General features: G+C 65.5%; 14 protein-coding genes and 2 tRNA genes. 9 read left to right on the forward strand and 7 right to left on the reverse strand.

The genetic code is table 11. The annotated features are described in order from the left end of the window. Nucleotides 1-121 precede the first annotated feature (121 nt). The 6 genes from H9K76_RS19360 to H9K76_RS19385 all read left to right on the forward strand — a co-directional run bounded on the left by H9K76_RS19360 (nt 122) and on the right by H9K76_RS19385 (nt 5,301). A complete protein-coding gene (locus H9K76_RS19360) occupies nt 122-1,285 on the forward strand; it encodes an FAD-dependent monooxygenase (RefSeq protein ID WP_246475162.1) in 1,164 nt (387 codons plus the stop codon). Between the two features lie 75 nt (nt 1,286-1,360). Then, nucleotides 1,361-2,077, forward strand: a complete 717-nt coding sequence (locus H9K76_RS19365) for a DsbC family protein (RefSeq protein ID WP_187596923.1) — start codon at nt 1,361-1,363, stop codon at nt 2,075-2,077. Between the two features lie 169 nt (nt 2,078-2,246). Then, complete coding sequence (locus H9K76_RS19370) at nt 2,247-4,061, forward strand: M61 family metallopeptidase (RefSeq protein WP_187596924.1); 1,815 nt, start codon at nt 2,247-2,249, stop codon at nt 4,059-4,061. 136 nt (nt 4,062-4,197) lie between these two features. Beyond that, entirely contained in the window at nt 4,198-4,977 is a 780-nt protein-coding gene (locus tag H9K76_RS19375) for an enoyl-CoA hydratase (protein WP_187596925.1), read from the forward strand. 111 nt (nt 4,978-5,088) lie between these two features. Further along, nucleotides 5,089-5,165 (forward strand) — tRNA-Met (locus H9K76_RS19380). 59 nt (nt 5,166-5,224) lie between these two features. After that, nucleotides 5,225-5,301 (forward strand) — tRNA-Met (locus H9K76_RS19385). Between the two features lie 85 nt (nt 5,302-5,386). On the opposite strand, the gene H9K76_RS19390 is transcribed toward H9K76_RS19385, so the two are convergent. From H9K76_RS19390 to H9K76_RS19400, 3 genes are read right to left on the reverse strand one after another with little or no spacing between them, the layout of a single operon-like run. After that, nucleotides 5,387-5,701, reverse strand: coding sequence for a DMT family transporter (locus H9K76_RS19390; protein WP_187596926.1), 315 nt, complete (start codon nt 5,699-5,701; stop codon nt 5,387-5,389). A gap of 29 nt (nt 5,702-5,730) precedes the next feature. Further along, nucleotides 5,731-6,654 (reverse strand): DMT family transporter, encoded by a 924-nt coding sequence (locus H9K76_RS19395; RefSeq protein WP_187596927.1) that lies wholly within the window; start codon nt 6,652-6,654, stop codon nt 5,731-5,733. Between the two features lie 47 nt (nt 6,655-6,701). Next, nucleotides 6,702-7,334: a glutathione S-transferase family protein gene (locus H9K76_RS19400; RefSeq protein WP_187596928.1), complete on the reverse strand. Its 633-nt coding sequence runs from the start codon at nt 7,332-7,334 to the stop codon at nt 6,702-6,704. A gap of 101 nt (nt 7,335-7,435) precedes the next feature. Here H9K76_RS19400 and H9K76_RS19405 point away from each other — a divergent pair, with 101 nt between their 5' ends. Continuing rightward, the gene (locus H9K76_RS19405; protein WP_187596929.1) at nt 7,436-8,359 is read left to right on the forward strand and encodes a LysR family transcriptional regulator; all 924 of its coding nucleotides are present in this window, start codon (nt 7,436-7,438) and stop codon (nt 8,357-8,359) included. Between the two features lie 26 nt (nt 8,360-8,385). Here the strand turns inward: H9K76_RS19405 and H9K76_RS19410 are convergent, their stop codons facing one another. Both H9K76_RS19410 and H9K76_RS19415 read right to left on the reverse strand, forming a co-directional pair. Further along, a complete protein-coding gene (locus tag H9K76_RS19410) occupies nt 8,386-9,144 on the reverse strand; it encodes a metallophosphoesterase (protein ID WP_246475163.1) in 759 nt (252 codons plus the stop codon). 66 nt (nt 9,145-9,210) lie between these two features. Then, nucleotides 9,211-9,366: a hypothetical protein gene (locus H9K76_RS19415; RefSeq protein ID WP_187596931.1), complete on the reverse strand. Its 156-nt coding sequence runs from the start codon at nt 9,364-9,366 to the stop codon at nt 9,211-9,213. A gap of 31 nt (nt 9,367-9,397) precedes the next feature. Between H9K76_RS19415 and H9K76_RS19420 the strand changes: the two genes are divergently transcribed. Next, nucleotides 9,398-9,793, forward strand: coding sequence for a hypothetical protein (locus H9K76_RS19420; RefSeq protein ID WP_187596932.1), 396 nt, complete (start codon nt 9,398-9,400; stop codon nt 9,791-9,793). A gap of 175 nt (nt 9,794-9,968) precedes the next feature. Further along, entirely contained in the window at nt 9,969-11,309 is a 1,341-nt protein-coding gene (miaB, locus tag H9K76_RS19425) for a tRNA (N6-isopentenyl adenosine(37)-C2)-methylthiotransferase MiaB (RefSeq protein WP_187596933.1), read from the forward strand. A gap of 26 nt (nt 11,310-11,335) precedes the next feature. Here miaB and H9K76_RS19430 read toward each other — a convergent pair whose 3' ends face one another. Both H9K76_RS19430 and H9K76_RS19435 read right to left on the reverse strand, forming a co-directional pair. Next, on the reverse strand, nt 11,336-12,805 hold the full coding sequence (locus tag H9K76_RS19430; protein ID WP_187596934.1) for an N-acyl-D-amino-acid deacylase family protein: 1,470 nt from the start codon (nt 12,803-12,805) through the stop codon (nt 11,336-11,338). A gap of 53 nt (nt 12,806-12,858) precedes the next feature. Further along, nucleotides 12,859-13,812 carry a MurR/RpiR family transcriptional regulator gene (locus tag H9K76_RS19435; RefSeq protein ID WP_187596935.1) on the reverse strand — a complete coding sequence of 318 codons (954 nt, stop codon included), beginning with the start codon at nt 13,810-13,812 and terminating at the stop codon, nt 12,859-12,861. Nucleotides 13,813-13,817: the final 5 nt, after the last annotated feature.

Raw genomic sequence — 13,817 nt, forward strand, 5'->3', positions numbered from 1 at the left:
GTCGCTAGCCTTCGTTTGCAAGGGCCGCCCTGCATCCTTTGGAACGTGTGGACGCGCGCTGCCGAGACGGGGATTCTGCACGCTCGCCGACAGGGTCCGCCGCGCCTCCTACAATTCCCGTATGGCGCAATCATTTGAACGATCCTTTGATGTTTGTATCCGCGGCGCAGGCATCGTGGGCCGCACGCTCGCCCTGCTGCTCGCGCGGGAGCGGCTTTCCGTCGCACTGGTCGACACCGCGGGTTCGCGCGCGCCGTCGCACAGCGATGTGCGCGCTTACGCCATGAACACGGCCTCGCGCACCCTGCTGGAGTCGGTACGCAGCTGGCCCGATCCCGAACACGCCACCGCCGTGCTGCAGATGCAGGTGCATGGCGACCAGGGCGGCGCCGTCACCTTCGACGCCGGGCGCCAGCACGCCGAGGCCATGGCCTGGATCGTGGATGTGCCCGCGCTGGAGAGGCGCCTGGCCGACGCCACGCGCTTCCAGCCCCTGGTCGATGTGGTGAAGGAGCCCGTGGCCGCGCCCCTCACCGTGGTCTGCGAAGGCCGCGCCAGCAGCAGCCGCGCGGAGTTCGGCGTGGAGTTCGACGTGACCCCCTACGGCCAGACGGCCATCGCCACGCGCCTGCGCTGTGAGCGCCCCCACAGCCAGATCGCACGGCAATGGTTCACGGCGGATGGCAGCATCCTGGCATTTCTGCCGCTCGAAGGCGATCAGGGGAACTCTGTGGCGGTTGTCTGGTCAATCCCCCACGATCAGGCGCAGCATTGGCTGCAAAGCGATGATGCGCCGTTCGTGCAGAAGCTTCAGGAACTCAGCGAATACAGCCTCGGAACTCTCGAGTCGATCGCGCCGCGTGCGTCGTGGCCGCTGCAGCAGGCGCAGGCGCGCCGCTGGTGCGGCGACATGGCCACGGCCGACGGGCATCGGCAGCACTGGGCCCTTGCAGGCGATGCCGCGCACACGGTGCATCCGCTCGCAGGCCAGGGGTTGAACATCGGCCTGGGCGACGTCGCTGCGCTTGCGCGCATTCTCGGCGAACGCCAGGGCTGGCGCAGCGTGGGCGACATGCGCCTTCTGCGGCAGTATGAGCGCGAACGCAAGTCCGCGCTGCTGCCGCTGGGCGCCACCATGGACGCGCTGCAGCAGCTGTTCGCGCGCCGGGAATCGCCGCTGCAGACACTGCGCAACTGGGGCATGCGAGGATTCGAGATGAGTGGCCCGTTCAAGGAATGGGTCGCACGGCAGGCCATGGGGCTGCAGCCGCCGCCCAGGCCCTGATCATGGCCTGCGCCGCGACCTGCCGCCATCGTTGATGTTTTGAAATTGAAAACCATTGAGTTGATGAAAACCACCATGAAACTAGTCACTACCTTGTTGGCAGGCGCCGCATTGCTGACAGGCGTCGGCGCATTTGCTCAGGAGGCCGCCATCCGCAAATCCCTGGCGGAGCGCATCCCCCAGCTGCAGAACATCGACGAAGTGGTCGCAACGCCCATGAAGGGCCTGTACGAGGTTCGCGTGGGCACCGACGTGTTCTATACCGATGCCACGGGCAGCTACCTGATCCAGGGTGAGCTCATCGATACCAAGGCGCGCCGCAACCTGACGGAAGACCGCATCAACAAGCTCACCGCCATCGATTTCAACGCCCTGCCCACCGCCGATGCATTCACCATCGTGCGTGGCAACGGCAAGCGCAAGATCGCCGTGTTCGAGGATCCGAACTGCGGTTACTGCAAGCGCTTCGAGAAGGACCTGCAGAACATCGACAACGTGACGGTGTACCTGTACCTCTACCCGATCCTGAGCCCCGACTCGGCGGAAAAGAGCCGCAACATCTGGTGCTCGAAGGATCGCGCCAAGGAGTGGGAAGACCACATGCTGCGCGACAAGGTCACCCCGTCCGCAAGCTGCGACACCGCGGCCATCCAGCGCAACCTGGCGCTCGGCCGCAAGCACAAGATCACGGGCACGCCCACCATCATCTTCCAGGACGGCACACGCGTCCCGGGCGCCATCAGCTCGCAGGAAGTGGAAAAGCGCCTCAACGCGATCACCGCGTCCAAGTGATGCAGCCGTCGACGCACCGTGCGTCGGCGAATCCACGCTCCACGAACCAGGCCGGGTGCTCGCTGCTCCGGCCTTTTTCTATTCCCCTTCGCAGGCTTCGCCGCGTCCCTTGATCTCCCGGTGCCGCGGCCGCATATAGTGAGCCATCGACACAGAACGAAATCCCTCCATGACCACTGCCACGCCTGCAACGTCTGCCACGCCTGCCACGCCTGCCGTCTACTTCCGTGTGGAGCCCACCGACCCGCACAACCACCTCTTTCACGTGACGATGGTGGTCGCACGCCCCGCTGCCGAGCAGGAACTGGCCCTGCCCGTATGGATTCCCGGCAGCTACCTGGTGCGCGAGTTCTCGAAGAACCTGCAGCACTTGAGCGCGCAGCAGAATGGCAGGCCCGTGCCGCTGCGGCAGCTCGACAAGCATCGCTGGATCGCCGAGTGCGGCAGGGGCAAGCCCCTCACGCTGACCTACCAGGTGGCGGCCTACGACCACTCGGTGCGCACCGCATGGCTCGACGCGTCGCGCGGCTTCTTCAACGGCACGAGCCTGTGCCTGCGGGCCGTGGGCCAGGAAGACCGGCCGCACGGCATCGACATCGCGCCGCCCGCTCGCATCAAGGGATGGCAGGCTGCGACTTCGCTCACGCCAGTGCAGGTGAACCGTGCGGGATTCGGCACCTACATCGCCGCCCACTACGACGAGCTGGTCGACAGCCCCGTGGAGATGGGCAAGTTCTGGAGCGCGCGCTTCACCGCGTGCGGCGTGCCGCACCGCATCGTCGTGGCCGGCGCCGCGGCCTCGTTCGACGGCGCGCGGCTCGTGGAAGACACCCGCCGCATCTGCGAGGCCGAGATCCGTTTCTGGCATGGCAACAACAAGGCCGCGCACTCCCACTACCTGTTCATGCTGAACGTGGTGGACGACGGCTACGGCGGACTAGAGCACCGAAACAGCACCGCGCTGATCTGCGGCCGCCGGGATCTGCCGCGCACTGGCGAGAAGCAGGCCCCCGAGGGCTACAACACGCTGCTCGGACTGATCAGCCACGAATACTTCCACACCTGGAACGTCAAGCGCATGCGCCCCGCAGAGTTCGGGCGCTATGACTACAACAGCGAGAACTACACCCAGCTGCTGTGGTTCTTCGAAGGCTTTACCAGCTACTACGACGACCTGCTGCTGCGCCGCGCGGGGCTGATCGACCATGCGACCTATCTGCGCCTGCTCACCAAGACGATCAACCAGGTGCTGCAAACCCCGGGACGCCACGTGCAGTCCGTGGCCGACGCCAGTTTCGACGCCTGGGTGAAGTACTACCGCCAGGACGAGAACACACCCAACTCGACGGTGAGCTACTACACCAAGGGCTCCCTCGTGGCGCTGTGCCTCGACTTGGCCCTGCGCCGGCACGGCAAGGCCACGCTCGACGATGTGATGCGCGGACTGTGGCAGCGTACGCGGGGCGGCCCGATGTCCCGGGACGATGTGCTGCAGGTGCTGCACAAGCTCACCGGCAAGGACTGGAGCGACGAAATTCACCGCTGGGCCTACGGCACCGATGACCTGCCGCTCAGGGAACTGCTTGCAACCCAGGGCATCAGCCTCGCGGCCGACAAGAGCGCCCCCGCGCAGCGTCTGGGCATGCGCGTGCAGGAAGGCAGCTCGGGCGTCACCGTGAAGGTCGTGCTAGGCGGCGGCGCAGCGGAACAGGCAGGCTTCATGTCGGGCGACGAGTGGATCGGGATCGAACTGGCGGGCGGCGAAGGCTGGCGCCTTCACAAGCTCGACGACCTGACCCTCTACGCAGGCGATGCCAGGCGCGTGACGGCCCTGGTCGCACGCGACCGCCGCCTGCTGCGGTTGCCGCTCACGCTGCCCGCCGCGCTGCCCGGCGCCTCCTCGGGCGAGCCCGACACCGTGCGCCTGGACGTGGACAACGCGGAGCTGGCAAAGAACTGGCTGCGCGAAGACGCCAAACTCTGACAGATAGTTCACACTTCCTGCCGTTTGATTCCGTTTGCGCGGGCACCGTCACCGGGGCGCCAGCCGGTTTCGGGCCTGCTTCGGTATAGTGAATGCTTTCCGCCTGCACCACTGACTAGATACTTTGGAGATAACCGTGGCCTACGAAATGATTGAAGTGCGCACCGAAGCCGAGAAGGTCGGCATCATCACGCTGAATCGCCCCAAGGCGCTGAACGCGCTGAACGACCAGCTCATGGACGAGCTGGGCGCTGCGCTGCGCGCCTTCGATGCGGACGAGAAGATCGGCTGCATCGTCCTGACCGGCAGCGAAAAGGCATTTGCCGCGGGTGCCGACATCGTGGCCATGGCCAAGTACGGCTTTGCCGACGTCTACAAGAACGACTACATCACCCGCAACTGGGAAACCATCCGCCAGATCCGCAAGCCCGTGATCGCCGCCGTGGCAGGTTATGCGCTGGGCGGCGGCTGCGAGCTGGCGATGATGTGCGACTTCATCATCGCCGCCGATAACGCCAAGTTCGGCCAGCCTGAAATCAAGCTGGGCGTGATTCCAGGCGCCGGCGGCACCCAGCGCCTGCCGCGTGCGATCGGCAAGTCCAAGGCCATGGACATGGCTCTCACGGGCCGCATGATGGACGCCGCCGAGGCCGAGCGTTCGGGCCTCGTGAGCCGCGTCGTGCCGCTGGACAAGCTCATGGAGGAAACCCTGGGCGCGGCGCTGCAGATCAGCGATTTCTCGCAGATCGCCGTGATGGCCGCCAAGGAAACCGTGAACCGCGCCTTCGAGAGTTCGCTCTCCGATGGCCTGATGTTCGAGCGCCGCCTGTTCCACGGGCTGTTCGCCACCAATGACCAGAAGGAAGGCATGGATGCCTTCGTGAACAAGCGCAAGGCCAACTTCACCAACACCTGACCCATTTGACCGGATCTGACCGGCCCCGACCGGGAAAAACTCATGGCGGCGCTCACAATCCGCCATGAAATTTTTCGTGTTCTCGATTCCTGGGCTATAATCTTTGTCTCCGGTCGTATAGCTCAGTTGGTTAGAGCGCAGCATTCATAATGCTGATGTCGAAGGTTCAAGTCCCTCTACGACCACCAGATTCCAGCCCTCAGTACTTTCAGAAGTACGCTTCCAAGCCTGTGGGTTGCATGAACAGGGTCGTATAGCTCAGTTGGTTAGAGCGCAGCATTCATAATGCTGATGTCGAAGGTTCAAGTCCCTCTACGACCACCAATCGAAAAAGCCACGCACAGCGTGGCTTTTTTCATTGTCGGGCCGCCGCAAGATGGCCACTCCAGAGAGGCCCTCATACCGACACTCACCCTTGCAACTTCAGCCCGATGATCCCTGCAAAGATCATTCCAATGCAGGCCAGTCGCAGCGGCGAGGCGCTTTCCTGGAACACCACGATGCCGACGACCGTGACGCCGATGGCGCCTATGCCGGTCCAGATGGCGTAGGCGGTGCCGATGGGCAGGCTGCGCAGCGCCGCCGTGAGCAGGGCGATGCTGACAATGGCCGCACCCAGGCCCAGCAGGGCAGGCACCGGCCGGGTCCACCCGGCGGCGGCCTTGAGGGCGAAGGCCATGCCGATTTCCACCAGGCCGGCGAGAAGCAAGAGGATCCAGTCCATGAGAATCTCCTGGGAATGCGGGGATAGGTTCAAAGCAGCTTGATGATGGCCACGCCGACGAGCAGCAGCGCCACACCGAACTGCCGCAGTGGCGAGACCTCGCGCCGGGGCAGGCGGAACCAGCCTTGCCGGTCGACGAAGACGGAGGCAAGCTGCTGGCCCGCCACCGTGAGCCCCACGGCTGCCGAGGCACCGATGACCGGAATCGCCGTGAAGACGGTGGTGACGTAGATGGCCCCGGCGAAGCCGCCCAGCCAGCCCCACCAGGGCATGGCTGGCAGGCCTTGCAGCCTGGGCGCGGGAGTGCGCAGGAAGAGTGCCGAGAAAAGCAGCACACCCGCCATGGCCAGTGTGGCGACCAGGAAACTCACGGCGCCGACGGCGAAGGGCGCACCAAGGTCGTTGCGCAGCAGGCCGTTGACCACGCCCTGCACCGGCAGCACCGCTCCCGCCAGCAACGCGAGCGCAATCCAGCCAGCCTTGCCTGCAATGGGTTGCGACGGCTGACCGGGCTGGCCCTTCACGATGATCGCGGCACCCGCCAGAACGGCCAGCATGCCGATCGCGAGAGGCGCATCGATGTCGCGTGGCGCACCACCGGCCAGACCGGCCACATCGAGGGCGAGCGAGGCCAGCATCTGGCCCGCAATGAAGAGGCCGACCGACACCACGGCCCCGAGGCGCGGAAACAGCAGGATCGTGGAGACGACATAGAACGCGCTGGCCACCCCGCCGACGGCATGCCACCAGGGCACCCCGGGCAGAGCGGCAAGCGTGGTCAGCGTGCCGGTGAAAAGCACCAGCACCATCAGCGCCAGCGTGCCCACCGAGAGCTGCAGCGTGGTCGCCGCAAAGGGGCTGCCGGTGGCCTTGGACAGTTGTGCATTGGCACCCGCCTGCACGGCGAGCAGGCCGCCCGCGATGAGCGATGCCGGGATCAGAAGGGCTTCCATGAGGTTCTCCAAAGGAAAATGGGGTTCCGTGAAACGGGGACAGCGGCTCAGGCCATCTGCGGCTGCAGCAGCGCCAATCCGCGCTGCACGGCGGGGCGTTCGCCGACCTTGCTCAGCCAGGCCTGCACATGCGGCCACTCCGCGACGTCCAGCCCCAGTTCTTCCGTGGTGCGCAACCAGGGGAACATGGCGATGTCTGCGATCGAATAGGCATCGCCCGCGATGTAGGGATGGGCGGCAAGACGCCGCTCGATGACGCCGTACAGGCGCCTGGCCTCCCGCGTGTAGCGTTCCAGCGCCTGCTCGTTGCGGGTGCTCGTGCCGTGGCGGAACCACCAGAGCTGGCCGAGCATGGGCCCGATGCTCGAGGTCTGCAGGAAGAGCCACTGCAAGGTCTCGCTGCGCCGGACGGGATCGCCCGACAGCAGGCGGCCGGCCTTGTCGGCCAGGTGGATCAGGATGGCGCAGGACTCGAACACCACCTGCTCACCGCTGCCGTCGTCGCGCCGATCGACGATGACGGGAATCTTGTTGTTGGGGCTCAGCGCGATGAATTCGGGAAGGTGCTGCTCCCCCTTGCCGAGATCGACAGGCACGACCTCGTGCGGCATGCCCAGTTCCTGCAGGGCAATGGCGACCTTGTGGCCATTGGGCGTGTTGGCGGTATGAAAGACGATCATGTGAAGCTCCTTGCAAAGGTGTCGGGGTGACGATGGAGCCGAATGTAGGCTATGCTTCTTCGCAGGGAAATTCCCAAAAATCGCATTTGAGGTATGCATAAATGCAGAACACGGATTGGGACGATCTGCGCGTTTTTCTGGCGGTTGCACGCGAAGGCGCGTTGTCTGCCGCGGCGCGTGCCCTGGGCGTGAACCACTCGACGGTGCTGCGCCGCCTGGGTGCGCTGGAGTCCCGCATGGACGTGCGCCTGTTCGACCGCCTGCCCACCGGCTATGCAATGACGCTGGCTGGCGAGTCGCTGCGAGACCGGCTGCGCGGCGTGGAGGAGCAGATCGACACCGCACAGCGACAGCTCTCCGGACTGGACCTGCGTCTGTCGGGCACCATCCGCATCACGACGACGGACACCCTCCTCATCGGCCTGCTCGGCCCCATGCTGGCGGAGTTCCGTGCGCTGCATCCGGGCATCCAGCTGCAGCTCGTGGTCAACAACAGCTTTCTCAGCCTGAACAAGCGCGAGGCCGACGTAGCCATCCGTCCGAGCAACACACCGCCGGATTACCTGATCGGCCGCCGCGCGGGACGGGTGCAGACGGCCATCTATGCGTCAAAGGCGTACCTGAAGGCCCGCCCCCGGCACAGGAAGCTGGCCGAACTTGACTGGGTGGCACTGGACGAAGGCCTCTCGCATCTGGCCCAGGCCCGATGGCTGCGCACCCACATCCCCATGGAACGCATCGTGGCCCAGGTGGACAGCCTCAATGGCATGACGCAGCTCGTCCGGGCGGGCATGGGCACGGGTCTGCTGTTGTGCATGCTGGCGGACGGCGACAGGCAATTGGTCCAGATCGAGCCACCTTCCGAGGATCTGGACACCCAGGTCTGGGTGCTGACCCACCCCGACCTGAAGGACGTGGCCCGGATCAAGGCCTTCACCGATTTCATCCATGCCCGGCTGGCGGCCCACGAGATGGTGCTGGGCACGCCGCGCCGGGTGGAGCGAGGCTCGGCACCACGGCCCTGAAGACAGGGGCCGGGCAACCGCTGCTGCTAGTGAGGTGCTCCCTCCAGCTCGCGAGCGAACGAAGGCAAGGACGCGGATGCCGCCGTGCACGGCAGCAGCGTATGCAGGTCAAGCAAGGTGAAATGGCCGCGTCGGGCCCCTTCGCGCCAGCCCCCGGTGTCAATGAAATGCACGTTGCCCAGCGTCTCGACCTTGGCGACCGCGGTATGGCCATGGACCACGGCGCGCACGTTGGTCACCGGCCGCTCGTCGCGCCTCAGGTACCGCTCGCGCGACCACAGGCAACAGTCGACCGCGCCCTCGCCGAACGCGAATCGCTCGATGTCCTCCCAGTCGTCCGACGGGAAGTCGGCATGGACCATTCCCACGGGCCCCAGGGCCGTTTGCACCTCGAAGGCCAGCGGAAGACAGGCCAGGCGCTCACCGATGGTCCTGCGCTCGCCTTCGGTGAGGCGCAGCAGCCATTCACCCCCCTGCTGGCAGTGGTCCACATCGGGCATGGGGTCACCCAAGGCGGTGCGGACGACCATCTGCTCGTGATTGCCCCGGATCGCATGGAACCAGGGCTTGTCGAGCCACTGAAGCACCAGGTGCGACTCCGGGCCGCGGTCCACCAGGTCGCCGACCGAGAACAGACGGTCCTTGATGGGGTTGAACTGCACGGCGGCCAGCGCCGCCTGCAACCGCGAGAAGCAGCCGTGGATGTCGCCCACCGCCAGATCCCTGCCAAGGTGGTTCGCAGAGAAGCGAACCAGCTGCTTCGGGGTGGCGGAGGAACGGAGCACGGCATCGGTCATTCCGCCACTGTACCTTGTGTCAAACCGTAAATTTCGAAGGTTTATATAAACAAATCAGTGAATACCCACCAATTGGCTGCAGCAATGAAAACGGGCCGCGACGCCCTGCTCGAATGCCATACGGTTTTCCGGTGTCATGCCGCCACGAGGCGCGAGCCACAGCGGGGACAGATAGAATCGCGGCACTTTCAGCCTCTGGATGAACACCATGAACCGCTGTTTCAAGCCACCAGTCCCCCACTTGAAGCCATCGACGACAGCACGCCGCTCTGCACTTGCAGCCACAGCGACAGCCCTCTGCGCCCTGCTCGCCGCAGTTCCCGTCACCCCCGCCTTCGCCCAGCAGAACCAGACCCTGGAGCATGCCGTGGCGCGCAACTTCCCACCCAGCTCGCAGCGTGGCGAGCTGATCATCAAGAGCACGGTGGAAGGCTCGGCAGACGGCAAGGACTATCGCCTGGCCCCCGGCCTTCGCATCTTCAACCAGCAGAACCAGCTGGTGTTCGCCCACGCCGTGATCGGCAAGAAACTCGATGTCCGCTACCTGGTCGAGCCCAGCACCGGCATGCTGCTCACCGCGTGGATCCTGACCCAGACCGAGGTCGCCCGGGAACCCAAGCGCAGCTGGCTCAAGTGAGGCCCGCTGGCCGGGCAGCCGGCCCCGCCCCCCTCCTCGCCCCGTGAGCACACAGGCCGGACATCCGCCACGCCAGGCGGAGTCTGCGCCGCTTCCATTCTTCCGTCCTTTTCCGAACCGATGAGCGCGCGGCCAGCGCCTTCCATCGGTTCACGCCCTTCGAGTGATGATTGCCATGTCCAAGAAAGTCTTTATCAAAACCTTCGGCTGCCAGATGAACGAGTACGACTCGGACAAGATGGCCGACGTGCTCGGTGCCGCCCAGGGCTATGAGCCCACGACCAACATGGACGAGGCCGACCTGATCCTCTTCAACACCTGCTCGGTGCGCGAGAAGGCGCAGGAGAAGGTGTTCAGCGATCTGGGCCGCGTCAAGCACCTCAAGGAAAAGGGCGTGCTGATCGGCGTCGGTGGCTGCGTGGCCAGCCAGGAAGGCGAGGAAATCATCAAGCGCGCGCCGTTCGTGGACGTGGTGTTCGGCCCGCAGACCCTGCACCGCCTGCCCGAGCTGCTGAACGCGCGCTCCGCCAAGGCCAAGCCTCAGGTGGACATTTCGTTCCCCGAGATCGAGAAATTCGACCACCTGCCCCCCGCGCGCGTCGAGGGCGCATCGGCCTTCGTGTCGATCATGGAGGGCTGCTCCAAGTACTGCAGCTACTGCGTCGTGCCCTACACGCGCGGCGAAGAGGTGAGCCGTCCGTTCGAGGACGTGCTGGTGGAAGTGGCCGGCCTCGCCGACCAGGGCGTCAAGGAGATCACGCTGCTGGGCCAGAACGTGAATGCCTACCTCGGCAAGATGGGCGAGACCAGCGAGATCGCCGACTTCGCGCTGCTGCTCGAGTACGTGGCCGAGATTCCCGGCATCGAGCGCATCCGCTTCACCACCAGCCATCCGAACGAATTCACACCGCGCCTGATCGAGGCCTATGCCCAGCTGCCCAAGCTGGTGAGCCACCTGCATCTGCCGGTGCAGCATGGCAGCGACAAGATCCTGATGGCGATGAAGCGCGGCTACACGGCCATGGAGTACAAGAGCACGGTGCGCAAGCTGCGCGCGATCCGTCCGGACCTGGCGATGAGCAGCGACTTCATCGTGGGCTTCCCCGGCGAGACCGAGGATGACTTCCAGAAGATGATGAAGCTGATCCACGACATCCGCTTCGACAACTCCTTCAGCTTCATCTTCAGCCCCCGTCCCGGCACGCCCGCCGCCAATCTGCACGACGACACGCCGCACGAGGTGAAGCTGCGCCGCCTGCAGGAGCTGCAGGCCGTGATCAACCAGAACATCAAGGACATCAGCGAAGAGCGCGTGGGCACCGTTCAGCGCCTGCTGGTCGAAGGCGTCTCCAAGCGCGACGGCAGCGAACTGATGGGCCGCACCGAGTGCAACCGCGTGGTGAATTTCCCCGGCCAGGAGCGCCTGATCGGCCAGATGATCGATGTGCGCATCACCGAAGCCAAGACCTACACCCTGCGCGGCGAAGTCGTGTTCAACGAAGGCGTGGCTGCCTAGTCAATTCGTTTGACCTCGTCGCGGCATCAGCCGCGGCGCACGAAGCGGCCGGCGCGCGCGTCGGTTCCCCGGCCCGCTTCGGTGTAGCTGAGCTCTCCGTTCACGTAGACCTGCTCGATACCCTCGCTGAACTGGATCGGATCTTCGAAGCTCGCGCGGTCGCGCACGCGCGTGGGGTCGAACACCACCACGTCGGCATGGAAGCCCTCGCGCAGCTCGCCGCGCTCGGGGATGCGGAAGCGCCGCGCCGACAGGCCCGTCATCTTGTGCACGGCCTGCTCCATGCTCATCAGGTTCTTCTCGCGCCAGTAGCTCGCGAGCACCCGGGGAAAAGCCCCCCACAGGCGCGGATGCGGCCGTACGTCGTGCGGCAGGCCGTCCGAGCCGATCATGCTCTGCGGATGCGCCACCACGCGGTCCACGTCCTCGTCGCACATCTGGAAATAGCAGGCGTTGCCGGGCTTGAGCCGCTCGGCCGCCGTCTGCTGGTCGACATTCCATTCGGCGGCAATGTCCTTGAGATAGCGGCCCATCATCTCGGGATGCGATTCGCTGTTGGTGATGAGGATGTCGATCACGCCATCGGCCAGGTCGGGCCGCAGCACGGTGGAGCCGGCGGTATAGGGATAGACGTCGAGCCCCGCACCCTGCTCCTCGGCCAGCTTCTCGATCAGCGCCAGCGTCTCGCGTGCGCGGCCCCAGTTGCTCGGGCCGCAGCACTTGTGGTGCGAGAAGATCACCGGCACGCCGGCGCTGCGCGCGGTGTCCGCGGCCTCCATCATCGACGGCAGCAGTGTTTCGAGTTCGCTGCGGATGTGCGTGGCGTACACGCCTCCATGGCGTGCCACCTCGGTGGCCAGCGGGACCAGTTCGTCGATGTCGGCGGCAAACGCCGGTTCATAGAACACACCGGACGACAGCCCCAGCGCGCCGGCCAGCATCGCCTCGCGCACGTCGGCGAGCATCGCATCGCGTTCCGCCACCGTCGCGGTACGGCCCAGATCCTCCATGTGCTTGATGCGCAGCGCCGTATGCCCCAGCAGCGCCGCCACGTTCACGCAGGGGTGTCCCGCATCGACCGCGTCGGCGTAATCGCCAAAGCTGCCGAAGCGGAATTGCTGGTCACCCAGCAGCGACAGCGGTGAAATGGGCGCCTGGGTGATCACCGGCGCCAGCGAGATGCCGCAGTTGCCCACGATGACTGTGGTGATGCCCTGCGAGAGCTTGGGCAGGTTCTGCGGCATGTCGAGCACGGTCGCGTCGTCGTGCGTATGCACGTCGATGAAGCCGGGGGCGATCACCTTGCCCGCGCAGTCGATCTCGGTCGCGGTCACGCCCTCGGCTCCGAGCGCTGCGAGATGCTCCGCCACCCGCGCCTCGGAAAGGCCGGCGCCCAGTGCGGCAATTCGTCCGCCGGCGATGAGCAGGTCACCCTTCCATGCGGGAGCCATCGTGCCGTCCACGATCTGCCCGCCACGCAGCCACGTTGCCTTCATTGTTCGGTTACCTTTTCAGGGATGAGTGTCAGGAATGGATGTCGGGGCAGGCATCAAGGGTGCGAATACGACTGCTGGCTGCCTTCGAACTCGGCACTGTCGAATCCGTGCTTGTGAAGCGTCTGCCGGAAGCTCTGCAGCTTGCGGGCGACGTCGGGACCGAGCTTCTGCGCGAGGCGCACCATGAGGACCTCGAGCACCACCAGATGGGAAAGATAGGTTTCCGTGCCCACGCGCATCACCGCATCCTGCGGCACCGCGATTTCGAGCACCAGGTCGGCGAGCTGGGCGAGCGGCGTCTGAGGCTGCGTGAGCGCAATCACCGTGGCACCCTGCGAGCGCGCGAAGCGCACGGACTCCAGCATGTACGGCATGCGGCCCACGTGCGACACGGCGAACGCCACGTCGCCCTTGCCCAGGTTGCTGGCCGAGATGAGCTGCTGGTGCGCGTCATAGGTGGCGTTGGAGTTGCGCCCCAGTCGCATCAGGCGGATCTGCAGCTCCGTGGCGATGAAGGTCGAGCCGATGCCGACCGAATAGCAGTCGATGCGCTTGGCCTCGGCCAGATGCGAGGCCACCTCGTCGATCACCTGCATGTCGAGGCTGCGGCCCAGGTGCGTGAGGGAGGACGTCGCCGCATGCACGATCTTGGCGGCCACGTCCTCCGCGGAATCGTCCTTGAGCACGCTGCGGTGCAGGAAGGTTCCCGAGACGGCCAGATCCTGTGCAAGAGCAACCATGAACTCGCGCACCGACGCATAGCCGAAGCTGCGGCAGGTGCGCACGATGGTCGGCATGGAAACGCCCGCGTTCTGCGCAATCACCTCCACGGTGGCGGCCACAGCGGCCTGCGGATCGTTCAGGATGCTGCGCACGACCGCGGCCTGGGCTTCGGGCAGTTGCGCCTGCCGGTCGCGCAGCTGCTGCAGCAGGCTGCCGGCGGGCGCGGCCGATGTCCCCGGGGTGGTGGACGCGGAGGGTGCGGAGGAGGAATGCTTCTTGGCCATGGCTG

The organism is Diaphorobacter ruginosibacter, from assembly GCF_014395975.1.
Classification (GTDB): domain Bacteria; phylum Pseudomonadota; class Gammaproteobacteria; order Burkholderiales; family Burkholderiaceae_C; genus Diaphorobacter_A; species Diaphorobacter_A ruginosibacter.